We start from the raw sequence: 25,619 nt of genomic DNA on the forward strand, positions 1-25,619 counted from the left end.
CGGATGCCCCGGAATAGACGAAGCCCCTGGCGCAATAGCGCAAGGGGCTCTTGCACAAAGATGCTACCCGAGGAAGCGAGGCAGGACCGAGGTGGCGACTTTCGCGACGTCCGAGCAGCTGCTGGTGATCATCGATCCGGCGGCACGGCAGGCGGACGGGGAGTCCGTACGCATCGCGAAAGACGTGCTCAGCGCGGGTGCGGCGACCAAGGTGTGCCTGCCGGACGGGCCGGAGGAATTCGCCCGGGCGCTGAGCCGGAGGGGTTCCCGGCGACCGGTGGTGGTCGGCGACGGCCGCGCGCTGGTGCGGGCCGTGACCCTGCTGCACCGGGCGCGGGAGCTGGCCGGATGCGCGCTGTCGGTGGTCCCGGTGGGCGACACCCGTCTGGCCGAGTCGCTCGGGGTGCCGGGCGGGACGGTGGCGGCGGCGCGGGCCGTGCTGGACGGGGAGGCGCGGCGCCTGGACCTGCTGGTCGACGACAGCGACGGGGTCGTGCTGAGCGGGCTGGGCATACCGCCGGAGCCGGTGGCGCGGGCGGCCGCGGCACAGCCGGTCGCCGTCGCCTGCCGCCCCTGGTACCGCTCCCTGGTCCGCACCCTCGCCCCCCGCCCGCCCCGGCTCGCGGCCGTACCCTCTCCCGGCCCCTCCCGGCTCCGGGTGGAGGTCGACGGCGAGACGGTGGTGGACCTGGGCCAGCCGGTCGAGGCGGTGTCGGTGGCGCCGGGCCCGCGCGGCCTCGCGGAGGTGGAGGTGCGGCCGCTGTCGGTGGGCGCGGAGGCGACGCCGGTACTGGCGTCCGGCCGCACGGTGACGGTGACCGGCGCGGACTTCCGCTACCGGGCGGACGCGGGGGTGACGGGGCCGGTGCGGCGGCGGACGTGGCGGGTGGCGGAGGGGGCGTGGGGGCTGGTGCTGCCCTCAGCGTGAGCCGGGGGCCTCGAAGCCGGTGGTGTCGAGGGTGACGACGTCCCCCCTGATGACCTCGGCCTCACACCCGGGCGCGTCCACCTCGTCGAGGGCGTCGAGAAGCCACTCGACACCGACGGGATCGCTGCCACTCGTCGTCGGTCGCCCCGTCATCGGTGTCATGATGCGCTCCCGGTTCCCCGCGCCTCTTCGGGGCGCTGGTACCTGCTCTCCCGGTAGGCGCGCCAGCGTTCCATCATCGCGGCGACGTCCCGCTCGATGAACTCGAAGAAGTCCAGGGTCTCGGCCAGCCGCCGGCCGGCCGGTGTGTCGGGGCCGAGGGAGGACACACCCTCGCGCAGGGCCTCCTCCCAGCGCTTGATGACGGCGTCGCGGCTGGTGAGGGCCTCGTACCACTGGTCGCTGTGCACCCGGTACCGCTCCCTGCGCGAGCCCGGCTCGCGTTCCCTTGACACCAGGTGGACCTGCGCGAGGTAGCGCACCGCGCCGGAGACCGCCGCGGGGCTGATCTTCAGCTGTTCGCCGAGCTGGGCGGAGGTGAGGGCGCCGGTGTCGGAGGCGAGCAGCGCCGCGAGGACGCGGGCCGGCATGCGCGGCACCCCCGCCTCGACGAGCTGGGCCGCGAAGTGCTCCACGAACCGGGAGACCGCCTCCGGGTCCCGCCGCACCGCATCCGTCATGGGGCCCACCGTACCCAACCTTAGAGACCTTCGGTAACTTCACAAATTTCTGAAAGAAGCGTACGTTCGTCGGCATGACGAAGGCAATCACGGTCAGCGGACTCCATAAGTCCTTCGGCCGTACGCACGCGCTGGACGGCCTCGACCTGGACGTCGAGACCGGTGAGGTGCACGGCTTCCTCGGCCCCAACGGCGCCGGCAAGTCCACCGCCATCCGCGTCCTGCTCGGCCTGCTGCGCGCCGACGCGGGCGCCGCACAGGTGCTGGGCCGCGACCCCTGGCGGGACGCGGTGGAGGTGCACCGCAGGATCGCCTACGTGCCGGGGGACGTCACCCTGTGGCGCAACCTCTCCGGCGGCGAGGTCATCGACCTCTACGGCCGTCTGCGCGGAGGCCTGGACCGCCGGCGCCGCGCCGAGCTGATCGACCGCTTCGAGCTGGACCCCACCAAGAAGGGCCGCACCTACTCCAAGGGCAACCGGCAGAAGGTCGCCCTGGTCGCGGCCTTCGCCTCGGACGTGGACCTGCTGATCCTCGACGAGCCGACCTCGGGCCTCGACCCGCTGATGGAGGAGGTCTTCCAGCGCTGCGTCAGGGAGGAGCGCGACCGCGGCCGCACGGTCCTGCTCTCCTCGCACATCCTCAGCGAGGTCGAGGAACTCTGCGACCGGGTGAGCATCGTCCGCAAGGGCCGGACCGTGGAGAGCGGCTCACTGGCCGACCTGCGGCACCTCACCCGGACCAGCGTCAGCGCCGAACTCGCCGGCCCGCCCGACGGACTGGCCCGCCTGCCCGGCGTGCACGGCCTGGACGTGCGGGGGCACCGGGTCCGGTTCCAGGTGGACACCGACCGGCTCGACGCCGTACTGCGCTCGCTGACGGCGTCCGGCGTGCGCTCGCTGACCTCGACGCCGCCGACGCTGGAGGAGCTGTTCCTGCGGCACTACGCGGACGAGGCGGCCGTATGACCCCGCAACTGACCGGCACGGCAACCCTGCTGAGGTTCGCCCTGCGCCGCGACCGCGTGCTGGTCCCGGTGTGGGTCGCGGTGACCGCGCTGATGGTCCTGACCATGCCGAAGACGCTCAGCGGCCTGTACGGCACCCCGGCCGCCCGCGCCGGCCTGGTGCACCAGATGGCGGCCAACGCCTCCCTGCGCGCCATGGTCGGCCCGGTGTTCGGCGACTCGCTGGGCGCGCTGACGGCCTGGCGGGTCGGGGTGTACGCGGGCGGGCTCGCCGCGGTGACGAGCCTGCTCGTCGTCGTACGGCACACCCGCGACGAGGAGGAGAGCGGCCGGCAGGAGCTGGTGTCCTCCGGCATGGTGGGCCGCCGTGCCCCGCTGACGGCGGCCCTGCTGGCGGCGGCCGTCGCGAACGCGGCCCTGGGCGCGCTGATCGCGGCGGGCCTCGCCGGGCAGGGCGCGGCGGGCGCCCTGGCCTTCGGGCTCGGGGTGGCGGGCGTCGGCCTGCTCTTCGCGTCGACGGCGGCGATCGCCGCCCAGCTGACCGAGAGCGCGCGCTTGGCCCGGGGGCTGACGGCGGCGGTTCTCGGCGCGGCGTTCGTGCTGCGCGCGGCGGGCGACTCCGCGACGGACGACGGCTCGTCGGTACTGACCTGGCTGTCCCCGCTGGGCTGGCTGGAGAACCTGCGGCCCTTCGCGGCCGAACGCTGGTGGGTGCTGCTGCTGTTCGCGGCGGCGACCGCCCTCCAGACCTCGCTCGCCTACCGGTTGGCGGGCCGCCGGGACCTCGGCATGAGCTTCCTGCCGGCCCGGCCGGGACCCGCCGAGGGCCGGCTCGCCGGCGCCGGCGCGCTGGCCTGGCGGCTGCAGCGCGGCAGCGTCCTCGGCTGGTCGCTCGGCTTCTTCCTCGCCGGGGTCGTCTACGGCGGGCTGACGGACGGCGCGGCCAGGCTCGTCGGCGACAACGCCAGGGCGCGGGAGATCTTCCAGCGGATGGGCGGCCAGTCGGGCCTGACCGACGCCTTCCTCGCCGCGATGATCGGCCTGCTCGGCCTGGTCGCCGCCCTGTACGTCGTCTCGTCCGTGCTGCGGCTGAGCGGCGAGGAGACCTCCGGGCGCGCCGAACCGGTGCTGGCCGGAGCGGTGGGCCGGCTGCGCTGGGCCCTCGGTCATCTGCTCGTCGCGTTCGGCGGCTCGGCCCTGCTGATGCTGCTGGCCGGCCTCGGCTTCGCCGTCGGCTACGGCCGGCGGACCGGCCCCGTCCTGGGCGCGTGCCTGCTCCAGGTCGCCGCCGTCTGGGTGATCGGCGCGGTCGCCGTCCTGCTGTACGGCCTCCTGCCCCGGGGAGCGGTCGCGGCGTGGGGCGTGGCCGGCGCGGCCCTGCTCCTCGGCTGGATCGGCCCGGCGCTGAACCTGCCCCGGGCGGTGCTGGACCTCTCCCCCTTCGGACAGCTGCCGAAGCTGCCGGGCGGGGAGATGGAGTGGCGGCCGGTACTGGTGCTGCTGGCTCTGGCCGCGCTGCTCGTGGCGGCGGGCCTCGCGGGCCTGCGCCGCAGGGACCTGACGGCCTGAGGGTACGGCGGGTACGGCGGTGCTGGTTGCTCGTGCTCAGCGTACCTCCACGCTCAGCCCCTCCAGTCCCCTGATGACGAAGTTCGGCTTCCGCCGCGGTTCCTCCGCCAGGGCCAGGGTCGGGGCCTGCCGCAGGAGGGCTGACATGGAGGCCGCGAGCTCGATACGGGCCAGGGGCGCGCCGATGCAGTAGTGGATGCCCGCGCTGAAGCTGATGTGCGGGTTGTCCCCGCGGGTGAGGTCCAGGCGGTCGGGGTCGGTGAAGACGGCCGGGTCGTGGTTGGCGGAACCGAAGAGCATGGCGATCTCCGAGCCCCTCGGGACCGTCGTGCCGTCGATCTCGATGTCGTCCAGCACCCAGCGTTCGAAGAGCTGCAGCGGGGTGTCGTAGCGCATCAGCTCCTCGACCGCCGACGGCACCAGGGAGTGGTCGGCGCGCAGGGCGGCCAGCTGGGCGGGGTTGCGGAACAGGGCCCACCAGCCGTTCACCGTCGCGTTGACGGTCGCCTCGTGGCCCGCGTTGAGCAGCAGCACCGCCGTGGAGATCATCTCCTGCTCGGTGAGCCGGTCGCCCTCGTCGTGCGCCGCGATCAGACCGGAGACGAGGTCCTCGCCCGGTTCCCTGCGGCGCGCGGCGATCAGCTCCCGCAGGTACTCGGAGAACTCCACCGACGCCCGCACCGCCTTCGCGGCGGTCTCCTGCGACGGGTTCAGCTCGTACATCCCGCAGATGGCCGCCGACCACGGCCGCAGCAGGGCGCGGTCGGCCTCGGGGACGCCGAGCATCTCGGCGATCACCGCCACCGGCAGCGGCTCGGCGACCTCGCTCAGCAGATCGCCGCCGCCCTTGCGGACGAGCGCCGCCACCAGCTCGTCCGCCAGGGCGTGGACGTACGGCCGCAGCCGCTCCACCGTGCGCGGCGTGAACGCCTTCGACACCAGCCGCCGGATCCGGGTGTGGTCCGGCGGCTCCAGGTCCAGCATCCCGTGGTCGTTGAGCGTGTGGAACGGCTCGTGCTCCGGCGGGGGCGGGGTCCGGCCGAACTCCTCGTGCGAGAACCGGTGCAGGTAGGTGCGGCCGAGGCGCCGGTCCCTCAGCAGCGCCGACACGTCCGCGTGATGCGGCACCAGCCACTGGTTCGTGGGCGCGAAGTACACCACCCTGCCGCGCGCCCGCAGCCCGGCGTACGCCGGGTACGGGTCGGCGACGAACGCGGGGTCCCACGGATCGAAGGTCGGGTCGGAGCTGCCAGCCATGCCGGGACGCTAACGCGCGGGGCGCGGTCTGACCAGGGGCACCCTTTCAGGGCTCGACGAAGGCCGCCTCCAGGGCCGTCAGCCGGGTGTCACCAGGCGCGCCTCGTACGCGAAGACCGCCGCCTGCGTGCGGTCGCGCAGGCCCAGTTTGACCAGGATGCGGCTTACGTGGGTCTTGATGGTGGACTCGGCGACCACCAGGCGTTCGGCGATCTCCGCGTTGGACAGGCCCTGGGCGATCAGGACCAGGACCTCCGTCTCGCGTTCCGTGAGGTCGCCGTAGGCCGCCCGGGCCGTCGACGGGATCGGGCGCGGGGGGTCCGCGAGGCGGGAGAACTCCGTGATCAGGCGCTTGGTGACCGAGGGGGCGAGCAGGGCCTCGCCGGCGGCCACCACCCTTACGCCGTCGGCCAGTTGGCGGGCCGAGGCGTCCTTGAGGAGGAAGCCGGAGGCGCCCGCCCGCAGGGCCTGGTACACGTACTCGTCCAGGTCGAAGGTGGTCAGGACGAGCACCTTCGCCGACGCGTCGGCCGCCACGATCTCCCGGGTGGCCTCGATGCCGTTCAGCTCGGGCATGCGGATGTCCATCAGCACGACGTCCGGGCCGAGTTCACGGACCCGTTCGACCGCCTGCCTTCCGTTGACGGCCTCGCCGACGACCTCGATGTCCGGCATCGCGTTCAGCAGGACCGAGAAGCCCTCGCGGACCATCATCTGGTCGTCCGCGACCAGTACGCGGATGGTCATGCGTCCCCTTCGCTCACCGTGGCCGCCGGCACCGGCAGGAACACCGCCACCTCATAGCCGCCGTCCGGCGTCGGGCCAGCCGTCATCTCGCCGTCCAGCATGGAGACCCGCTCCCGCATGCCCGTGATGCCGTGTCCGGCGCCGGGCGACGGCTTGACGAGCCGCGGGGCCGGCGGCGCGGTGTTCACGATGCGCAGGCCCAGGCCGCCGAGGACGTAGCCGATCTCCACGCGGGCGCTCGCTCCCGGCGCATGGCGCAGGGTGTTGCTGAGGGCCTCCTGCACGATCCGGTACGCCGACAGCTCGACGCCCTGCGGCAGTTCGCGCACCGCGCCCGTCACCGCCTTCTCCACCGTCAGGCCGGCCTCCCGCACGTTGGCGAGCAGGCCGTCCAGGTCGGCCAGGGTCGGCTGGGGGGCGTCCGGCGCCTCGTAGTCCTCGGCGCGGACGACGCCGAGGACCCGGCGCAGCTCGGCCAGGGCCGCCACCGCGTTCTCCCGGATGGTGGCGAACGCCTTCTGAAGCTCCTCCGGCGGGTTCTCCACCCGGTAGGGTGCGGCCTCCGCCTGGATGGCGACCACCGACATGTGATGGGCGACCACGTCGTGCAGCTCGCGGGCGATCGTCGTGCGCTCCTCCAGCAGGGTGCGCCGGGAGCGTTCGTGCGCGGTCACCGTCTGCTGCGCGGTCACCTCCTGCTCGGCCTGGCGGCGGATGTGCCGGACCGTGACCGCCAGCAGGAGCAGGGCGGACAGGACCAGCATCGGGGTCACGTCCGTGTCGTAGCGGCGCCAGCCGACGAGGCCTCCGGCGAGGAAGCCGTAGACCGCGGTGATCACCCACATCGAGGCCGCGGTGCGGGGGCGGGTGCGCAGCGCGACGACGGTGAGCACCACGAGATGCGCCAGAAAACTGCCCGGCAGCCAGGGCCAGTCGCTCCAGCCGCCCCGGCCGATCACGGCGGCGGCCGTGCTCGCGCCCAGCGAGCACCAGAACGCCCCCACCGGCCGGGCCAGCGTCAGCAGGACCGGCGCCAGTGCCAGCAGCCCGCACAGCAGGACGGCCGGCCCGGAGTCGAAGGCGCTCGACACGGCCAGGAACATCGCCATCACGCCGAGGACGGCCACCACCGCGTGCGGTGCCCAGCCCCCGCCGGACAGCCGGCGGGCGAGTGGGCCCTCGGCGCTCGCCCGGGGCAGGGGGCGGTAGGCGAAGGCGTCCTGGAACAGGTCCTCCTTGAGGCCCCGCAGGGCATCCGCGGCCAGCCGGAACTCCGGGCTGCGCGGCCCGCCGACCGCGCCCGGCGGTGTCGTCTGCGTGTGCGTCGTCTCGGTCACGTGGAAAACGGTAGGCGGCGGCCGGCCCGCGGTCGTCCCCTTGCAGAGGGGTTCTCACGGGTCCCTCTCAGGTACTACGGGGCGCCCTGCCGCCGGGCAGGACGGGTACGAGCGGCCGGCGTCGCCGTGCTACCACGCCAGTTGCGCGATCTCCTCCGCCACCACCGCGCACGCGTCCGCCGCCGGGTCGATCAGGGGGAAGTGGCCGACGTCCTCCAGGAGGGTCAGGCCCACCATCTCACCGGCCTTCGCCGCCGCGTCCACATAGGACTCGGCGACCGTCTGCGGCACCTCCAGGTCGTTGCGCCCCTGGACCAGCGTCGTCGCGATGCCCGTCGGCAGGAGCAGGACGGGGTCGGCGTACGGGCGGCGCTCGGCGAACGTGTCGTGGCCGCCGAGGAGTTGCAGGCTCGCGTGGCCGCACACCTCCAGCTTCTCCGCCACCTCGAAGTCCGCGATCGGGGCGAGGGCGACGACACCCCGCAGCGGGGCCGGCCGGTCGGTGCGCCAGGGGGCGTCCGCGGGCAGGAGATGGCGGGCCGCGGCCCACAGGGCGAGGTGGCCGCCGGCCGAGTGGCCCGTCAGCACCGTGCGGCGCGCGTCGGCCTGCGGGAGCGCCTCGCGGGCCAGGGCGGGCAGCGCGTCCAGGGCGGCGGCCACGTCGTCGAAGGTGTCGGGCCAGCGGCCGGCCGGCGGCGGGACGCTCCCCGCTTCCGGCGCCGGGCTCTGCCCGGGGATCAGCGGTTCGCCGCCGCGCCGGTACTCGACGTTGGCCACCGCGAAGCCCCTGCGGGCCAGAAAGTCCGCGAACGGGGTGATGTGCCGGCGGTCGTAGCGGGCGCGCCAGGCGCCGCCGTGCAGGACCACCACCAGCGGCGCCGGGGAGTCCGCGGCGGTGCGGGGCGCGTAGAAGTCGATCACCTGGTCGGGGTGGCTGCCGTAAGCGGAGCTGACGTCGGGGTCGACCGGGGGGTGCGAGAAGGCCGATTCCTCTTCGGCGGCGGCGCGGGCTGCTGCGGCGTCGTCCGGCATGCTCCAACCTCTCAGTGATGGAACGTGTTCGGCGAGGGGACCCGTGGGGCGTCTGGTCACCGGTTCGCCGTTGGGCGGGACGGTATCAGGCCGGTGACGTGCGCGGACACGGGGATGTCACGCACGGTGAGGGACAAACGGTGCGGTACGGGTCCTGAAGGCCCCGGTACGGGGGGCTGAAGGCCCGGTACGGGGGCCTGAAGGCGCGGTACGGGGGCCTGAAGGCGCGGTTTCCGTACGGCCCCGCGCCTTCAGGTCCCATCCTCGGGACCCGGCCCTCGGGCCCGCCCCCTACGCCAGCTCCTCCCCCAGAACACGGGCCGCCCGCTCCGTGTCGGCGAAGCCGACGTACAGCGGGGTGAAGCCGAAGCGGAGGACGTCGGGATGCCGGAAGTCACCCACGACACCCCTGGCGATCAGGCGCTTCATCACCTCGCCCGCGTCCTCGCAGCGCAGCGCGACCTGGCTGCCGCGCTCCGCGTGGCGTTCCGGGGTCACGCACTCCACGCGCCCCGGCCCGGTGTACGCCCGTACGCAGCGCAGGAAGAAGTCCGTCAGCGCGAGGGACTTGGCGCGGACGGCGGAGACGGACACGCCCTCCCAGACGTCCAGGGCCGCCTCCAGGGCCAGCATGGACAGGATGTCCGGGGTGCCGACCCGGCCGCGCAGGGCGCCCGGCGCCGGGGCGTACGACGGGCTCATGCCGAACGGGTCGCTGTGCGAGTTCCAGCCGGGCAGCGGTGAGTCGAAGCGGGGCTGCAGGTCCCGGCGGACGTACAGGTACGCCGGTGAACCCGGGCCGCCGTTCAGGTACTTGTAGGTGCAGCCGACCGCCAGGTCGACGCCGTGCTCGTCCAGTCCCACCGGCAGCGCGCCCGCGCTGTGGCACAGGTCCCAGACCGCGAGGGCGCCGGCGGCGTGGACCGCGGCGGTCAGGCCGGGCAGGTCGTGCAACCGGCCGGTGCGGTAGTCGACGTGGTTCAGCAGCACCGCCGCCGTACGGCCGGTCAGCGCCCCCGGCACCTCGGCCGGGGTCATGGCGCGCAGGGTGCGGCCGGTCAGGCGGGCCGCGGACTCGGCGATGTAGCCGTCCGTGGGGAACGTCGTGGCGTCCACCAGGATCTCGGTGCGGTCCTCGCCCGCCATGCGTACGGCGGCCACCAGCGCCTTGAGGACGTTGACGCTCGTGGAGTCGCCGACCACGATCTGCCCGGCCGCCGCGCCGACCAGCGGGGCGATCCGGTCGCCGATCCGCTCGGGCGCGGTCCACCAGCCGCTCTCCTCCCAGGAGCGGATGCGCAGCTCGCCCCACTGGCGGCGGACCACGTCGGCCACCCGGTCGGGGACGTGGGCGGGAAGCGCGCCGAGGGAGTTGCCGTCCAGGTAGACCACGTCGTCGAGGACGAAGCGGTCGCGGAGCGGGGCGAGTTCGTCGGCCGCGTCCAGCTTCTCTGCCTCCAGGGCCAGTTCAGACGGTTCAGACAGTTCAGACATGGGACCTCGCCGTCCACAGCTCCGGGAAGACGTTCTTGCGGGCGCGCTTCTCCAGCCAGGCCACGCCGGCCGAGCCGCCGGTGCCGGGCTTGGCGCCCATCGCGCGGCGGGTCGCGACCAGGTGGTCGTTGCGCCAGCGCCACACCAGCTCGGCCACGTCGGTCAACGCCTCGCCGAGCCGGACGAGTTCGGCGTCCTGGTCGCCGGCGTAGATCGCCGCCCAGGCCCGCTCCACCGCGTCGGACGGCTCGTAGCGCTGGGAGACGTCCCGGTGCAGGACGGAGGCGGGGATGGCGTGGCCGCGCCGGGCCAGCAGCCGCAGCACCTCGTCGTACAGGCTCGGTTCGTGCAGCGCCTTCTCCAGTTCCGCGTGGGCGCGGGGGGTGCCGCGGTGCGGGACCAGCATGGACGCGGACTTCTCGCCGAGCAGGAACTCCATGCGCCGGTACATCGCCGACTGGAAGCCGGAGCCCTCGCCGAGGGCGGACCGGTAGGAGTTGAACTGCGCCGGGGTGAGCTGGCCGAGCGGTGTCCAGGAGGCGTTGAGCGCCTCCAGTTCCCGTACGGAACGCTTCAGCGCGGCGATCGCGGCCGGTACGTCGTCACCGCGCAGGGCGGCCGCCGCGGTCTCCCACTCATGGACGATGACGGTGAACCACAGCTCCATCACCTGGGTCGTGACCAGGAAGACCATCTCTCCGGGATCGTCGGAGAGGGTGTGCTGGAGGTGGGTGAGCACGTCCGCCCTGACGTAGTCCTCGTACGGCGTCGTGCCCGCGAAATCGAGATGCGGAGTCTCGGGCTCCTGAGTCTGTGTGGACTGCCGAGCCGATTGGGACATCGCTGTCTCCTGTTGTAGCTCCGGGTAGCGGTCCGCCCCTGCCGATGCCGGCACGGGGGCCCCGGTCCCCACCGGCATCCTCCGCAATGGACCCCGGATACGGCAAGGCCCGCCTGTGCCAGACGGGCCACACCGGGACGTACGGCTAACCGAGGGTCTGGGCCGCCGTCGGGGAGGAGTCCTTCAGGAACTGGGTGCAGCGCTCGTACTCCTCCTGCTCGCCGATCGCCTGCGCGGCGCGGGCCAGGGCGTGCAGGGCGCGCAGGAAGCCGCGGTTGGGCTCGTGCTCCCAGGGCACCGGGCCGTGCCCCTTCCAGCCGCTTCGGCGCAGGGCGTCCAGGCCCCGGTGGTAGCCCGTACGGGCATAGGCGTACGACTCCACGACCGCGCCGCGCTCGAACGCGTCGTCGGCCAGCTGGGCCCAGGCGAGGGAGGAGGCGGGGTACTTGGCGGCGACGTCCGCGGGAGCGGCGCCGGCGGCGAGCTGCTCACGGGGCTCGGGGTCGTCGGGGAGGTGGGTGGGAGGCGGGCCGCCGAGAAGGTTTTCGTGGATGCTCATGGGTCCAGTCTGGCGCACGCGGGTGACAGGCGCGGGCGCTGTGCCGGTGCCCCGCGCCGGCACCGGGCCGGCCCGGCTCGCTACGACGGCTGCCTCCGCCGCCCTCCCTCCAGCGGCGGGGCCGTGACGCAGCCGTGTACGCGGCACTCCGGGTGGCGGCAGCCGGGCGGCGGGCGGCGGACCAGGGCGAAGGCCAGCAGCGAGCCGGCCACGAGCACCCCGGCGCAGATCGGCATGGCCCGCCGGAACGCCGCGTCGAAGGCGGACGGGACCCGGTACGCGTCCGGTCCCATCCCGGCCAGCAGGGGCAGGGCGGCCACCGCGACCAGGCCCGCCGCGCGTGCCGCCGCGTTGTTGACGCCGCTGGCCAGGCCCGCCCGGGAGGCCTCCACCGAGGCGAGGACCGTGGCGGTCAGCGGCGCGACGAGGGTCACCATGCCGGCGCCCATGACGAGGACGGCCGGGAGGACGTCGGCGGGATAGGACGCGCCCTCCCCCACCCGCAGCATCAGCAGCATCGCGGCCGCGCACAGCAGCGGGCCGACCGTCAGGGGCAGCCGCGGCCCCGTCCGGTCGGCCAGGGCGCCGGAGCGGGAGGAGAGCAGCAGCATCAGGGCCGTCGTCGGCAGCAGGGCCGTACCGGCCTTGAGCGGCGAGTAGCCGGCCACGACCTGGAGCTGCAGCGCGGTGAGGAAGAAGAAGCCGCCGAACGCCGCGTACACGCACAGGGTGACCAGGTTGACCGCGCTGAACTGGCGTGAGGCGAAGACGTCCAGAGGGAGCATCGGATCCGGGCGGCGCCGTTCGACCAGCACGAAGGCCACCGCGGCCGCCAGGCCCGCCGCCGCCGTCAGGGCCACCGCCAGGGAGCCCGCCCTCGCCTCGATCAGGGCGTACGTCAGCAGGGCCAGGGCCAGCGCGCCGAGGACAGCGCCGAGCACGTCGAAGCGGGCGTGCCGGCCGCCGTCCGCCGACTCCGGGACGTGCCGCAGCGCCACCGGTACGCACAGCAGCGCCAGCGGCACGTTCAGCAGGAACACCCAGCGCCAGCCGGGGCCGGCGACCAGCCAGCCGCCGAGGAACGGGCCGACCGCGGCGCCGATCCCGCCGAAGCCGGACCACAGGCCGACGGCCCGGCTGCGGTCGTCGGGGTGGAAGGACGCCTGGATGATCGCCAGGGAGCCGGGGGTCAGCAGGGCGCCGCCGACGCCCTGCAGCGCCCGCGCGGCGATGAGGATCCCCGGGCTCGGCGCCAGGCCGCACAGCAGCGACGCCGTCGCGAACCAGACCACGCCGAGCACGAAGATCTTCCGGCGGCCGTAGTGGTCCCCCAGCGAGCCGCCGAGCAGGATCAGCCCGGCCAGCGTGACCATGTACGCGTTGACCGTCCACTGCAGCGCGGCGAGGCTCGCGCCCAGGTCGTCGCCGATCCGCGGCAGCGCCACGTTGACGACGGTCGAGTCCAGCAGCGCCATGCTGGAGCCGAGGACCGTGGTGAGCAGGATCCACTTGCCCTGGGGCGAGGCCAGCCGGACGTCGGGCATGATCCCAGGTATACAGCGGCCCGGCGGCCGAGGACAGCCGCCGGGCCCGGTGCGGAACGGACGTACCGCTTACTTGATCTTGTTGCCCGCCGAGCGCAGGTTCTGCGTGGCCTGGACGACGCGGGCGGCCATGCTCGCCTCGGCCAGCTTGCCCCAGGTGCGCGGGTCGTAGGCCTTCTTGTTGCCGACCTCGCCGTCGACCTTCAGGACGCCGTCGTAGTTCTGGAACATGTGGCCGGCGACCGGACGGGTGAAGGCGTACTGGGTGTCCGTGTCGATGTTCATCTTCACCACGCCGTTCTCGATCGCGGTGAGGATCTCCTGCTCGCTGGAGCCGGAACCGCCGTGGAAGACGAAGTCGAACGGGGAGGCCTTGCCGAACTTGGCGGCGACGCCCTCGTTCAGCTCCTTCAGCAGCTCGGGGCGCAGGACGACGTTGCCCGGCTTGTACACGCCGTGCACGTTGCCGAAGGACGCGGCCAGCAGGTAGCGGCCCTTCTCGCCCAGGCCCAGCGCCTCGGCGGTGCGGATCGCGTCCTCGACCGTGGTGTAGAGGGAGTCGTTGATCTCGTGCGAGACGCCGTCCTCCTCGCCGCCGGTCGGGGTGATCTCCACCTCGAGGATGATGTTGGCGGCGCGGGTGCGCTCCAGCAGCTCCTGGGCGATGGCGAGGTTGTCGGCGAGGGTCTCGGCGGAGCCGTCCCACATGTGGGACTGGAACAGCGGGTTGCGGCCGGCCTTCACGCGTTCCTCGGAGATCGCGAGCAGCGGACGCACGTACCCGTCGAGCTTGTCCTTCGGGCAGTGGTCGGTGTGCAGCGCGATGTTGACCGGGTACTTCTCGGCGATGATGTGCGCGTACTCGGCGAGCGCGACCGCGCCGGTGACCATGTCCTTGCTGTACTGGCCGCCGAGGAACTCGGCGCCGCCGGTAGAGATCTGGACGATGCCGTCGCTCTCCGCCTCCGCGAAGCCGCGCAGCGCCGCGTTCAGGGTCTGGCTCGAGGTGACGTTGATGGCCGGGTAGGCGAACTTGCCTGCCTTCGCCCGGTCGAGCATCTCGTTGTAGACCTCGGGGGTTGCGATGGGCATCTGTCCGCTCCTTGTGTTGCGGGTTGGGGTTGTGCGTTACGGCCCTGACCTAGACCTGAGGGTGTCGACGCCGTCGTCGTCCCCATCTTTCCAGACATGGACCGCTGGTCCATGCGCCGGACAAGTCCAGGTCACTCCGCGTCGTCAGTCCAGACCCAGTTCATCCTTCGAGAAGGCGAAACGGTACGGAACGCCCGCACCGGCCTCGATCTTCTCCGCGGCGCCGGTGGCCCGGTCCACGATGGTCGCGACGGCGACGACCTCGGCGCCGGCCTCCCGCACGGCCTCCACGGCGGTGAGCGGGGAGCCGCCGGTGGTGGAGGTGTCCTCGACGACCAGGACGCGGCGGCCCTTGATCTCCGGACCCTCGACCCGCCGCTGCAGCCCGTGCGCCTTCGCGGCCTTGCGTACGACGAAGGCGTCGAGCTTCCGCCCGCGCGCGGCGGCGGCGTGCAGCATGGCCGCGGCCACCGGGTCGGCGCCCATGGTGAGGCCGCCGACCGCGTCGAACTCGAGGTCCGCGGTCAGGTCCAGGAGCACCTGGCCGACCAGCGGGGCGGCCTCGCCGTCGAGGGTGATGCGGCGCAGGTCGACGTAGTAGTCGGCCTCCAGACCCGAGGAGAGGGTCACCTTGCCGTGCACCACGGCCTTGTCCTTGATCTGCTGCAGCAGCGCGCCGCGTACGTCCGTCATGCCGACCAGCTTAAAGGCGGCGCCAGCTCCAGGCGGTGCTCGCCTCCAGCGGCTCCAGGGGTGTGACCAGGCGCGGGGCGGTGTTCAGGCCGTTGGGCGGGCCGGTCTGCGGCTCCACGCACACGGCCTCGGCCTGCTCGTCGTAGACCACCACCCACTCCTCGCGGCTGGTCACCTTCAGCTCCAGCCGCCCCGGCCAGGTGAGGGTGACGTCGACGCCGCCGGGCATGCCGAAGCAGTCGTCCCAGGGGCCGGGCGTGGGGTCGATCCGGTTCCCGGTGGGCAGGTGGTCCTCCCCGCGCTCCTCCTGCCAGGCGGCCTTGAAGCCGAGGGTCACGTCCTCGCCGCCCAGGTTCCGGTTGAACCAGGGGTGCCAGCCGATCTGCGCCGGGAAGGAGTCGTCCCGCGCCTCCACCGACATGGTGAGGGTCAGGCCGTCCTCGGCGAGCGTGACGACCTGGGTGACGCGGCCGGGGTGCGGCCAGGGCTCGACCAGGTCGTACGTGAGCACCGCCTCGTTCTCCGCGACGCGCGCGGTGCGCCAGGCGCCGTCGCGGGCGGTGCCGTGGATGGCGTGGGGCGGGGAGTTGAGCGGCATCTGGCGGACGGCGCCGCCGTCCAGGAAACGGCCGTCGCGGATACGGCCGCACCAGGGCACCATCGGGAAGCAGCCGTAGCGGGGCCCTTGCCGCAGCAGCTCCAGGGAATCGACTACGAGGCTGCTGATACGGCCGCCGTTGGCCGGGCTGACGTGTACTTCCGCGAGGCCGGCGGTCAGCGTGATGTCTTCGTTACTCACGGGAAGACAGTACTGGGAGGACCGGCCGGGTCAGCGGCGTCTGCGCAGTGCCCGGGTCACGACGATCGCCGACGCCACCGCCAGTGCCGCCGCGGGCGCCGCCCAGCGCAGGGCCGAGGTCGCCGTCACCGTCTGGGGGGCCGGCACCGGGGCGTAGCGGCCCCGCGGAGGCGCGTGGTCGACCTCCTCCGCGCTGCGGCCGATCATCGTGCGGCGGGCGTGCGCGGCCTCGGCGGGCGGCTCGCCGGTGTCGGCGAAGTCCTCGGACAGGCCGCCGGCCGGGGTGCCGGCGTCCTCCGCGTCCTCGGCGGCGGGGTCCAGGGACGGCGGGGGGACCTCGGCGTCGAAGACGGACGTGTGCTCCTCTTCGGGTTCCGCTGTCTCCGACGCCGCTTCCGCCTCCCTCTCCACTTCCGGCTCCTGCTCCTCCGGTGCCGCCGCCAGGTTCTCCAGGAAACGGTTCAGCAGGCGGGTGGCCGCCGCGTGCACCGTGTCCGGCGGGAGTTCCGCGATACGGCCGTCCGCGTCCGCCGTGCCCTCGGCGATGACCGTCGTACCGCCCTCGGTGTCCGCGAGGCGCAGGGTGAGGGCGAGCTTCACGGCGCCGGTGCCGCGGGCCTCGGTGGCGTCGGCCTCGACGGCGTACGTGCCGTCGTCGCGGGCCACCACCCGTGCCGTACCCCGATAGGTGACGGAGTGTCCGCCGACGCGGAGCTTCAGGCGCCCGGCGACGGGTTCGGCGCCGGCGTCCTGTTGCAGGCCGGGGAGCGCGCGGGCGACGCGGACCGGGTCGGCGAGCGCGGCGCCGAGCAGGGCGGGCGGGACCGGGACGAAGACCTGGTGCTCCATGTCCGGTGAGCCTACCCAGGTGTCCCCGGAAAGTACCCGCACCAGACGGGCTCGTCAGTACCGGGGATGCACCAGTGTCGACGCGGGCAGGCCCCCGATGCGGGTCCGGTCCGCTGCCCTGGCGTCCGCTCCCAGTGCCGCCGGGGTGAGAGTGCGCAGTCGGCCGGGAGCCAGGCGGAGCGGTGGTGGGATGGTTCCGGGCCGGGCCAGCAGGAAGCCCCAGTCGTGCGGGGCGCCGGACGCGGCCGCCGAGCGGTCGGGGCCGGCCGGGAAGCCGGAGTCGTGGCCGACGACGCGGTAGGGCGAGCCGGCGAAGCCGGCGGCGCGCAGGGTCGCGGCCACCGTCCAGAAGACGCGGGGCCGGGTGGTGACGGACCCGGCGTGGACGACGAGCCGGCCGCCGGGGGCGAGGACGCGGCGGGCCAGGCCGTAGAACTCCTGGGAGTACAGCTTGGTGCTCGCGGTGATGCCGGGGTCGGGGAGGTCGGCGATCACGACGTCGTACGCCGCCGCGGGCGCCCCGCGCAGCCAGCCGAGGGCGTCGGCGGTGACGGTGCGGACGCGGGGGTCGTCGTAGACGTGGCCGTTGGCGGCGGTCAGGCCGGGGTCGTGGCGGGCCAGGCGGATCAGGCCGGGGTCGAGTTCGACGACGTCGACGCGGCGCACCCCGCCGTGGCGCAGCGCCTCGCGGGCGGCCAGGCCGTCGCCGCCGCCGAGGATCAGCACGCGCGCGTGCGGGCCGCCGGACAGCGCGGGGTGCACGAGGGCCTCGGCGTACCGGCGCTCGTCGCGGCCGCCGGCGCGCAGCCGGCCGTCCAGGAACAGGTCGAGGGGCGCGCCGCCGCTGCCGCCGGTCAGGACGACCTCCTGGACGTCGGTCTGTTCGGCGACCCGGACGTCCGTGCCGTACACGGCGCGCCGGGCGGCGCGTTCGAAGTCGTCGGCGAGGGCGGCGGCGGACGCGAGGACGCCGAGGACGGTGAGGCCGACGAGGAGCAGGGTCCAGCGGGCCCGGCGGGTCAGGTCGCGGCGGAACAGGCCGAGGACCAGGGCGCCGCCGGCGACCACGTTGACCGTGCCGGTGAGCAGGGCGCCGGTCAACTGGCCGAGGAACGGCAGGAGAAGGAAGGGGAAGGCGAGACCGCCGACCAGCGCGCCGACGTAGTCCGCGGCGAACAGGTCGGCCACCGCGCCGCCCGCGTCCTGCCGGCGGATGCGCTGGATCAGCTCCATCAGCAGCGGGACCTCGGCGCCGATGAGCAGGCCGATGGCGAGGGAGAAGGCGACCAGCAGGCAGCGCGGGCCCTCGGCCCACAGCCCGCCCCAGCCGCCGGTCCAGGCGAAGACGGCGTACAGCACCATCGCGCTGCACCCGCCGACCAGGGCGAGCGCGGTCTCGATCGCGCCGAAGCCGGCGGCGGCGTGCCAGCGCAGCCGCTTCGCGGCGAGGGAGCCGATGCCCATCGCGAACACCATCACGGAGAGCACGACGGAGGCCTGGGTGACCGAGTCTCCGATCAAGTACGAGGCGAAGGCGACGAGTTCGAGTTCGTACACGAGTCCGCAGGCCGCGCAGACGAAGACGCACACGAGGACCAGGAACCGCCCGGTGCCGGGCCGGACGGGCAGCAGGGCCGGACCCGTCCAGGGGGGCGGGGCGCCCGGGGGCGCGGGGGCGTGCGGTTCGATCACCCTGCGACGTTACGTCACGCGCTCGGGACGCTTCGTCACCCACACGTGTGGATCTGGGGGCATTTGAGCCCCCGTGGGTTTATGTCACCGATCTTCGGTCAACCGGCGTTGCTCACCGGCACCCGCACCCCGACCCGGGTCCGGGTGGCCACCAACTGCCCGTCCTGCGGGTAGGCGTGCCAGGTACGCCAGTGCACCTGGCCCTCGTGACGCTGGGCCAGCATCGCGGTGAAGGCGTGCGGGCTGCCCGGGAAGACGCCGACGAGGCCGTGCGGGTGGTCGGAGACGAGGGCCAGCAACTCCTGGGCGCGGCCCGCGAAGGAGCCGGGCGTGAGCACCTCGACGCGCGCCGCGAACTCGTACTCCCAGTCGCCGACCCGCTTGGCCACGCCGAGCGGCAGCGGGGTGCTGGAGCCGGGGATGCACGCGACCGTCTCCGAGCAGCTGCCTCGCTCCTGGTCCAGCAGCACCTGGTGGGACGCGCCGAGGAGTCTCAACTGGAGCTTGGCATCGGTCAGTTCGAGGTCGAGGGTGGCCAGGGCCGGCAGCGGTTCGCGTCCCAGGGCCCAGGCTAGGTCGGCTGCGCGCGTATCGGTGTAGGAGGTGTTCAGGGTCGTGAGCATGGATCGGCTCCGCTAACACGCGATGAGGGGGAGATCGGCCACGTCAGCCCAGCCGGCTCCGCCGGAGTGGGCAGTCTCAGGGACAATCCGGGGGCTGCGTTGGCGATTTAGAGGGAATCATGAACAGAGGCACCCCCACAGCGTTTTTACCCAACTTCGTGGGGTTTCCATCCCTCAGGGGACCGTACTGTTCAACTGTTCAACCATGGCGCACGCCTGGCGCGCGGAACGGCCCCCAAGCGCCGGGCACGCTGAACACAACGGCGAGGTCGGGCCCCAGGACACGCGGGCGCCGGACACCTGACACGGACCGGCGCCCACGGGCCGTCGTCACCGCCGAACACCCGGAAGAGCAGCGCGCCGGCCTCCGTCAGCCACTCACCTCACCGTCAGCCGGGCAGCCCCGCGTCAGCCGCCCAGCCCCGAGTCAGCCGCCCAGCCTCATGTCAACTGCCCGCCCCGCGTCAGCCGCCTCCCCCGCAACCGCCGCCGCAGCCGCCGCCTCCCCCGCAGCCGCCGCCTCCGCAGCCGTGCCCGCCCCCGCACGAGTGGCCGCCCCCGCAGGAGTGGTGGCCGCCGTGGTGTCCCCCGTGGCTTCCCGAGGACGACCCCGAGTCCCCGGCCCACCAGCTGGCGCCGCCCCCGGCCGCCCCCGAGGACGACGCCGAGCGGTACGTACGGAACCGGGACGGACGGCCGCCGCCCTTCCCGGGCGGCACCGCGCGCCGCCGGCTCCGCGACCCGCCCGCCAGCGCCGTGCACGCCACGATCGCCGCCACGACCAGGATGAAGATGATGCCCGCAACCACGGCGTCACCCTCCTTCCGTTCCCCCGAAGCGGCCCCCCGTGGACCGCCGTGCACGGGGGATGCCCGGCCGCCTCGGGACGCAAAGCAGAGTTGAGGAACTCCAGAGCTTGGGCGCAGGATGGCCGGCATGACCTCCAGCGCACGCCCTCACCTGAACCGCCGGCTGGCCGCGTTCGGTACGACGATCTTCGCCGAGATGTCCGCGCTCGCCCTGTCGACCGGGTCGATCAACCTCGGCCAGGGCTTCCCCGACACCGACGGCCCCGAGGAGGTGCGGGAGGCGGCGGTGCGGGCGCTGCGCGAGGGCCGCGGCAACCAGTACCCGCCGGGCCCGGGCATCCCGGAGCTGCGCACCGCGATCGCCGCGCACCAGCTGCGCCGGTACGGGCTGAGCTACGACCCCGACACCGAGGTGCTGGTCACGGCGGGCGCCACGGAGGCGATCGCGGCGGCGCTGCTGGCGCTGGTGGAGCCGGGTGACGAGGTCGTCGCCCTGGAGCCGTACTACGACTCCTACGCGGCGAGCATCGCGATGGCGGGCGGCACGCGGGTGCCGGTCACCCTGCGCCCGCACGAGGGCTCCTTCCGCCTGGACCTGGACGAGCTGCGCGCCGCCGTCACCGGCCGCACCCGGCTGCTGCTGATCAACACCCCGCACAATCCGACGGGCACGGTCCTCACCCGCGCCGAGCTGGCCGCGGTCGCCGAGCTGGCGGTCGAGCGGGACCTGCTGGTGGTCACGGACGAGGTCTACGAGCACCTGGTCTTCGACGACGCCGAGCACCTGCCCCTCGCGTCCTTCCCCGGCATGCGCGACCGCACGGTGACGATCGGCTCGGCCGGCAAGACGTTCTCCTTCACGGGCTGGAAGGTCGGCTGGGTGACGTCCGCGCCCGGGCTGGTGGCCGCGGTGCGCTCGGCGAAGCAGTTCCTGACGTACGTCTCCTCCGGCCCCTTCCAGTACGCGGTGGCCGAGGCGCTCGCGCTGCCGGACTCCTACTTCGAGGAGTTCCGCCGGTCCATGCTGGCCCGGCGGGACATCCTGGCGCGGGGGCTGGCGGAGGCGGGGTTCGAGGTCTTCGTGCCGTCCGGTACCTACTTCATCACCACCGACATCCGGCCCCTCGGCGAGAAGGACGGCTTCGCCTTCTGCCGGGCCCTGCCGGAACGGGCGGGTGTGGTCGCCATTCCGAACGCCGTGTTCTACGACGACCGGGAGGCGGGCGCGCCGTACGTGCGCTTCGCCTTCTGCAAGAGGGAGGACGTGCTCCGGGAGGCGGCCGAACGGCTCCGGGCGCTGTGAGCGCCCCGTAGCACGCGGGGCCGCGCCCCCGGGCGGCCCCGCAGACGGGTGACCGCGGGCGGCGCATCGGCGGTGCACCGTGCGGGCGTGCCGCGTTCTCGCGCATGGTGCTCAGATGTGACCCACGCCGGCCCCGCCCACGCCAGCCCAACCCGTGCCCCGGCCCTCGCCCCGCCCCGGGCCGCCTCGAAGCCGGTGCGGCGGGACCGTACCGGTCCGTCGCTGCTGGGCGCGGGGGGTGTCGCCGTGGGCCTCTTCCTCGGGGTCCGGCTCACCGGTGCGGCCGTGCTGGCCCTCGTCGCGCATGTCGCCGGCCGGGATCCGCTGCGGCTGCTCGCGCGGTCCTGGGACTCGGTGTGGTACCTGGGCATCGCCGCCCACGGCTACGGGCACGACCTGCCCTCCCACGACCCGGGCCCGCACAGCGACCTCGCGTTCTTCCCGCTGTACCCGGCGCTGCTGCGGGCGGTGACCGCGCTCACCCCGGTCGGCGGGGGCGCCGCCGGGCTGCTGATCTCCTGGGCCGGAGCCGCCGTGGCCGCCGCCGGGATCCACGCGATCGGCACACGGCTGCACGGGCCGGCCACCGGTGTCGCGCTGGTGCTGCTGTGGGGGCTGCTGCCGCACGCGGTGGTGCTGTCGATGGCGTACACCGAGCCGGTGCTGACCGCGTTCGCGGCCTGGTCGCTGTACGCGGTGCTGGCCGGGGACTGGCTGTGGGCGGGCACGCTCGCGGCGGGCGCCGGGCTGGCGAGGCCGAACGGGTTCGCGGTCGCCGTCGCGGTGCTGGCGGCGGCCGGGGCCGAGCTGTGGCGGCGGCGCGGACGGGTTTCCCACAGGCTGTGGACGGGCGCGGCGCTCGCCCCGCTGGGCTGGACCGCGTACGTGCTGTGGGCCGGCCGGCGCAGGGGGGACCTGTTCGGGGGCTACTTCGAGGTGCAGCGGCAGTGGGGGTCGACGTTCGACTTCGGGCACGGCTCGCTGCTGTTCCTGCGCTCGGTGCTGCTGCACGGCAGCCGGTTCGTGTTCCCGATGGCGCTGGTCCTGGTCGCGGTGGCGACGGTGCTGTACGCGCTGCTGGTGCTGGACCGCGCCCCGCTGCCGCTGCTGGTGTTCAGCGGGGTACTGCTGCTGGTCGTGCTCGGCGGGTCGGGCTTCTTCGAGTGCAAGCCGCGGTTCCTGCTGCCGGCGTTCCCGCTGCTGCTGCCGGCGGCGCGGAGCCTGGCGCGAACGGCGCGAGCCCGGCCCTGGCACGCGACCGTGCTGGTCGGGGCCCTGGCCGGGCTCGGCTATGCCTACGGCGCGTACCTGGTGGTGTACGCGCACAAGCCGCTGTAGACGGGGACGCGCGGGCTACTCGGCGTCGTCCTCGGGGTTCTCGGGCTCGTCCGCCTCGTTGACCTCCTGCTCCAGGCCGAGCTGCTCGACGAGCCAGCGGTCGAACTCGATCGCGGCCCGCACCCAGCTGACGGTCGAGGAGACGAAGTGGTTGATGTCGACGCCCGTGCCGATCAGCATCTGGGCCTCGCCGATCAGCCGGACGGTGCCGTCGTCGTGGGTGTGGGTGTACACCTTGGGCCACAGGGTGCGGCGGTTCCAGTCGTCGACGGACTCCAGCAGCTGCGGCTTCTCGTCGATCTTGTGCGGGCGGTCGTAGAACGTCCGCACCGAGAAGACGGCCTGCTCGGCCTCTCCGCGGAACATGAAGTAGGTGCGGAACTGCTCCCACGGCGCCGCGAGGTCACCCTCCTCGTCGACGACGTACTTCAGCTCCATCTGGTCGAGGAGCTGCTTCACGAGATCCTGATCCGGGACGACGGGGCCCGCCGGTCCTTGGGGCTGCGGTTCGGGCTGGCCCCCGAAGTTCGGAATCGAGGACGGGTCGATGCTCACCGTGTACTTCCCTTCATGCGGATTCCGCCATCCTCCCCCATGCGGGGAGGGGGGAGGCAAGCCCCGACGCCCCCTGTCCGCCATTGGCTGACATGATTCCGGCCCAGGGGCGGCGGGCTGTCGCGCGGGCGGGGGCGCAGGCGGCGCAGCGGGGTGTACGGCACACGGCTGAACAGCGGCTTCGTGAACACGGACAGGTGACGTACGAGGGCCCTCAGCAGGCCCTCGTACGTCTCTCGGCGTTCACCGTGTGAGCGTCACAGCGTCTTCCCGGTCGGCGGCCCGACCAGCAGGCCGTCACCGAAGCGGTCGACGCGGACCGTGTCGCCGTCCTTGACGTCGCCGGCGAGGATCTCCTTGGCGAGGCGGTCGCCGATGGCGGTCTGGACGAGACGGCGCAGCGGCCGGGCGCCGTAGGCCGGGTCCAGGCCCTCCTCGGCGAGCCAGGCCAGCGCCTCGGGGGTGACGTCCAGGGTGAGCCGGCGCTCGGCCAGCCGCCTGCCCAGGCGGTCGATCTGCAGCTGGGCGATCCGCTCCAGCTCGGGCTTGGTCAGCGCCGAGAAGACCACCAGGTCGTCCAGGCGGTTGAGGAACTCCGGCTTGAAGGAGGACCGGACCACCTCGAGGACCTGCTCCCGCTTCTCCTCCTCGCTCCTGAGCGGGTCGACCAGGAACTGGCTGCCCAGGTTGGAGGTGAGCACCAGGATGGTGTTGCGGAAGTCGACCGTGCGGCCCTGGCCGTCCGTCAGGCGTCCGTCGTCCAGCACCTGGAGCAGGATGTCGAAGACCTCCGGGTGGGCCTTCTCCACCTCGTCCAGCAGGATGACGGAGTACGGGCGGCGGCGGACCGCCTCGGTGAGCTGGCCGCCCTCCTCGTAGCCGACGTACCCGGGGGGCGCGCCGACCAGCCGGGCCACGCTGTGCTTCTCGCTGTACTCCGACATGTCGATGCGGACCATGGCCCGCTCGTCGTCGAAGAGGAAGTCGGCGAGCGCCTTGGCGAGTTCGGTCTTGCCGACACCGGTGGGGCCGAGGAACAGGAAGGACCCGGTGGGCCGGTCGGGGTCGGCGATGCCGGCCCGCGAGCGCCGTACGGCGTCCGAGACCGCGCGTACGGCCTCGGTCTGGCCGATGAGGCGCTTGCCGATCTCCTCCTCCATGCGCAGCAGCTTCTGCGTCTCGCCCTCCAGCAGGCGGCCGGCCGGGATGCCGGTCCAGGCGGCGACGACGTCCGCGATGTCGTCGGAGCCGACCTCCTCCTTGACCATGGTGTCCCTGGCGACCTCCTCTTCGGCCTCGGAGGCGGCCTCCAGTTCCTTCTCCAGGTTCGGGATCTCGCCGTAGAGCAGCTTGGCGGCGGTGTCGAAGTCGCCGTCGCGCTGGGCGCGCTCGGCCTGGACGCGCAGGTCGTCCAGCTTCTCCTTCAGCTCGCCGACCCGGTTGAGGGACTGCTTCTCCTTCTCCCAGCGGGCGGTGAGGTGCCGCAGCTCCTCCTCCTTGTCGGCGAGGTCGCGGCGCAGCTTCTCCAGGCGGGCCACGGAGGCCGGGTCGGTCTCCTTGGCGATCGCCAGCTCCTCCATCTTCAGCCGGTCGACGGCACGCTGGAGCTCGTCGATCTCCACCGGGGACGAGTCGATCTCCATGCGCAGCCGGGAGGCGGCCTCGTCGACGAGGTCGATGGCCTTGTCGGGCAGGAAGCGGGAGGTGATGTAGCGGTCGGAGAGGGTGGCCGCCGCCACCAGCGCGCTGTCGGCGATCTGCACCTTGTGGTGGGCCTCGTACCGGCCCTTCAGGCCGCGCAGGATCGCGATGGTGTCCTCCACGGTGGGCTCGGCGACCATCACCTGCTGGAAGCGGCGCTCCAGGGCGGGGTCCTTCTCGATCCGCTCCCGGTACTCGTCCAGCGTGGTGGCGCCGACCATGCGCAGCTCGCCGCGGGCCAGCATCGGCTTGAGCATGTTGCCCGCGTCCATGGCGGAGTCGCCGCCGGCGCCCGCGCCGACGACGGTGTGCAGCTCGTCGATGAAGGTGATGATCTGCCCGTCGGAGTCCTTGATCTCGGCGAGGACGGCCTTCAGGCGCTCCTCGAACTCACCGCGGTACTTGGCGCCGGCGACCATCGCGCCGAGGTCGAGGGCGACCAGCCGCTTGTCCTTCAGCGAGGAGGGCACGTCGCCCTTGACGATCCGCTGGGCCAGCCCCTCGACCACGGCGGTCTTGCCGACGCCGGGCTCGCCGATGAGGACCGGGTTGTTCTTCGTCCGGCGGCTCAGCACCTGCACGACCCGCCGGATCTCCTGGTCGCGCCCGATGACCGGGTCGAGCCGGCCCTCGCGGGCCGCGGCGGTGAAGTCGGTGCCGAACTTCTCCAGGGCCTTGTACTGGCCCTCCGGGTCGGCGGTGGTCACGCGGCGTCCTCCCCTGGCCTTCTTGAAGGCCTCCAGCAGCTTCTTGGCATCGGCGCCCTGCTGTGCGAGCAGCTCGCCGGCCCGGCCGCCCTTCGCGGCGATGCCGATGAGCAGGTGCTCGGTCGACAGGTACTCGTCGCCCAGTTCCCTGGCGCGCTCGCCGGCGTCGGCGATCACGGCCAGCAGCTCGCGGTTGGGCTGCGGGGGCGCGACGGTGGATCCGGTCACGCTGGGCAGCGCGGCCAGGATCTTCTCGGCGCCCGCGCGTACGGCGGCCTGGTCGGCCTCGACGGCCGCGAGCAGGTCGGTGATGTTCTCGTTGTCCTGCCCCTGGAGCAGAGCCAGCAGCAGGTGAGCGGGGGTGAGGTCCGGGTGCCCCTCGGTCACGGCACGGTTGCTCGCCGCGTTGATCGCGTCCCGGCTCCTGTTGGTCAGCTCGGCGTCCACGTCGTCCGTTCTCCTCCTCGGCCGCACTCTTCCACTGCTGACTTAATCAGCGTACA

Annotated in this window: 23 protein-coding genes; 5 read left to right on the forward strand and 18 right to left on the reverse strand. The window is 73.4% G+C overall.

All coding sequences use genetic code 11. From position 1 onward, the window contains the following. Positions 1 to 91 precede the first annotated feature (91 nt). A complete protein-coding gene (locus OG956_RS16355; RefSeq protein WP_330338706.1) occupies positions 92 to 928 on the forward strand; it encodes a diacylglycerol kinase in 837 nt (278 codons plus the stop codon). Here OG956_RS16355 and OG956_RS16360 read toward each other — a convergent pair. After that, positions 920 to 1,081 carry a hypothetical protein gene (locus tag OG956_RS16360; protein ID WP_330338707.1) on the reverse strand — a complete coding sequence of 54 codons (162 nt, stop codon included), beginning with the start codon at positions 1,079 to 1,081 and terminating at the stop codon, positions 920 to 922. The genes OG956_RS16355 and OG956_RS16360 overlap by 9 nt on opposite strands. A gap of 5 nt (positions 1,082 to 1,086) precedes the next feature. Continuing rightward, complete coding sequence (locus OG956_RS16365; RefSeq protein WP_330338708.1) at positions 1,087 to 1,608, reverse strand: GbsR/MarR family transcriptional regulator; 522 nt, start codon at positions 1,606 to 1,608, stop codon at positions 1,087 to 1,089. Positions 1,609 to 1,682: 74 nt separating this feature from the next. On the opposite strand from OG956_RS16365, the gene OG956_RS16370 reads away from it, so the two are divergent. Together OG956_RS16370 and OG956_RS16375 are read left to right on the forward strand one after the other, a co-directional pair. Further along, positions 1,683 to 2,576, forward strand: coding sequence for an ABC transporter ATP-binding protein (locus OG956_RS16370; RefSeq protein ID WP_330338709.1), 894 nt, complete (start codon positions 1,683 to 1,685; stop codon positions 2,574 to 2,576). Continuing rightward, entirely contained in the window at positions 2,573 to 4,144 is a 1,572-nt protein-coding gene (locus OG956_RS16375; RefSeq protein WP_330338710.1) for an ABC transporter permease, read from the forward strand. Before OG956_RS16370 ends, OG956_RS16375 begins: the two co-directional genes overlap by 4 nt. Positions 4,145 to 4,180: 36 nt before the next feature. Here the strand turns inward: OG956_RS16375 and OG956_RS16380 are convergent, their stop codons facing one another. From OG956_RS16380 to OG956_RS16445, 14 genes are all read right to left on the reverse strand, one after another. Next, entirely contained in the window at positions 4,181 to 5,401 is a 1,221-nt protein-coding gene (locus OG956_RS16380; RefSeq protein WP_330338711.1) for a cytochrome P450, read from the reverse strand. Positions 5,402 to 5,479: 78 nt separating this feature from the next. Next, on the reverse strand, positions 5,480 to 6,148 hold the full coding sequence (locus tag OG956_RS16385) for a response regulator transcription factor (RefSeq protein ID WP_330338712.1): 669 nt from the start codon (positions 6,146 to 6,148) through the stop codon (positions 5,480 to 5,482). Beyond that, positions 6,145 to 7,485, reverse strand: coding sequence for a sensor histidine kinase (locus OG956_RS16390; RefSeq protein ID WP_330338713.1), 1,341 nt, complete (start codon positions 7,483 to 7,485; stop codon positions 6,145 to 6,147). The genes OG956_RS16385 and OG956_RS16390 overlap by 4 nt, the downstream gene beginning before the upstream one ends. Before the next feature lie 129 nt (positions 7,486 to 7,614). Then, a complete protein-coding gene (locus tag OG956_RS16395; RefSeq protein ID WP_330338714.1) occupies positions 7,615 to 8,517 on the reverse strand; it encodes an alpha/beta hydrolase in 903 nt (300 codons plus the stop codon). A 291-nt stretch (positions 8,518 to 8,808) separates the two neighbouring features. Beyond that, positions 8,809 to 10,002 carry a kynureninase gene (gene kynU, locus OG956_RS16400; protein ID WP_443065680.1) on the reverse strand — a complete coding sequence of 398 codons (1,194 nt, stop codon included), beginning with the start codon at positions 10,000 to 10,002 and terminating at the stop codon, positions 8,809 to 8,811. Position 10,003: 1 nt separating this feature from the next. After that, positions 10,004 to 10,852: a tryptophan 2,3-dioxygenase family protein gene (locus OG956_RS16405; protein WP_330338716.1), complete on the reverse strand. Its 849-nt coding sequence runs from the start codon at positions 10,850 to 10,852 to the stop codon at positions 10,004 to 10,006. A gap of 145 nt (positions 10,853 to 10,997) precedes the next feature. Further along, a complete protein-coding gene (locus OG956_RS16410; protein ID WP_330338717.1) occupies positions 10,998 to 11,411 on the reverse strand; it encodes a DUF3151 domain-containing protein in 414 nt (137 codons plus the stop codon). Between the two features lie 80 nt (positions 11,412 to 11,491). Continuing rightward, entirely contained in the window at positions 11,492 to 12,955 is a 1,464-nt protein-coding gene (locus OG956_RS16415) for an MFS transporter (protein WP_330338718.1), read from the reverse strand. Between the two features lie 69 nt (positions 12,956 to 13,024). Next, positions 13,025 to 14,047, reverse strand: a complete 1,023-nt coding sequence (fbaA, locus tag OG956_RS16420; RefSeq protein WP_330338719.1) for a class II fructose-bisphosphate aldolase — start codon at positions 14,045 to 14,047, stop codon at positions 13,025 to 13,027. 144 nt (positions 14,048 to 14,191) lie between these two features. Further along, on the reverse strand, positions 14,192 to 14,740 hold the full coding sequence (gene pyrE, locus OG956_RS16425) for an orotate phosphoribosyltransferase (protein WP_330338720.1): 549 nt from the start codon (positions 14,738 to 14,740) through the stop codon (positions 14,192 to 14,194). Between the two features lie 10 nt (positions 14,741 to 14,750). Beyond that, positions 14,751 to 15,539, reverse strand: coding sequence for an aldose epimerase family protein (locus OG956_RS16430; RefSeq protein WP_330338721.1), 789 nt, complete (start codon positions 15,537 to 15,539; stop codon positions 14,751 to 14,753). 30 nt (positions 15,540 to 15,569) lie between these two features. Beyond that, positions 15,570 to 16,388: an SRPBCC domain-containing protein gene (locus OG956_RS16435; protein ID WP_330338722.1), complete on the reverse strand. Its 819-nt coding sequence runs from the start codon at positions 16,386 to 16,388 to the stop codon at positions 15,570 to 15,572. A 54-nt stretch (positions 16,389 to 16,442) separates the two neighbouring features. After that, positions 16,443 to 18,080 (reverse strand): polyamine aminopropyltransferase, encoded by a 1,638-nt coding sequence (locus OG956_RS16440; protein ID WP_330338723.1) that lies wholly within the window; start codon positions 18,078 to 18,080, stop codon positions 16,443 to 16,445. Positions 18,081 to 18,178: 98 nt separating this feature from the next. Beyond that, entirely contained in the window at positions 18,179 to 18,703 is a 525-nt protein-coding gene (locus tag OG956_RS16445) for a DUF2617 family protein (protein WP_330338724.1), read from the reverse strand. A 927-nt stretch (positions 18,704 to 19,630) separates the two neighbouring features. On the opposite strand from OG956_RS16445, the gene OG956_RS16450 reads away from it, so the two are divergent. Both OG956_RS16450 and OG956_RS16455 read left to right on the forward strand, forming a co-directional pair. Further along, a complete protein-coding gene (locus tag OG956_RS16450) occupies positions 19,631 to 20,815 on the forward strand; it encodes a pyridoxal phosphate-dependent aminotransferase (protein WP_330338725.1) in 1,185 nt (394 codons plus the stop codon). A gap of 117 nt (positions 20,816 to 20,932) precedes the next feature. Then, positions 20,933 to 22,153 carry a hypothetical protein gene (locus tag OG956_RS16455; protein ID WP_443065565.1) on the forward strand — a complete coding sequence of 407 codons (1,221 nt, stop codon included), beginning with the start codon at positions 20,933 to 20,935 and terminating at the stop codon, positions 22,151 to 22,153. 15 nt (positions 22,154 to 22,168) lie between these two features. Here OG956_RS16455 and OG956_RS16460 read toward each other — a convergent pair whose 3' ends face one another. After that, entirely contained in the window at positions 22,169 to 22,708 is a 540-nt protein-coding gene (locus tag OG956_RS16460; protein ID WP_330338726.1) for a YbjN domain-containing protein, read from the reverse strand. A gap of 257 nt (positions 22,709 to 22,965) precedes the next feature. Next, the gene (clpB, locus tag OG956_RS16465) at positions 22,966 to 25,563 is read right to left on the reverse strand and encodes an ATP-dependent chaperone ClpB (RefSeq protein ID WP_330338727.1); all 2,598 of its coding nucleotides are present in this window, start codon (positions 25,561 to 25,563) and stop codon (positions 22,966 to 22,968) included. Positions 25,564 to 25,619: the final 56 nt, after the last annotated feature.

It is taken from the genome of Streptomyces sp. NBC_00557, from assembly GCF_036345995.1.
GTDB lineage: Bacteria > Actinomycetota > Actinomycetes > Streptomycetales > Streptomycetaceae > Streptomyces.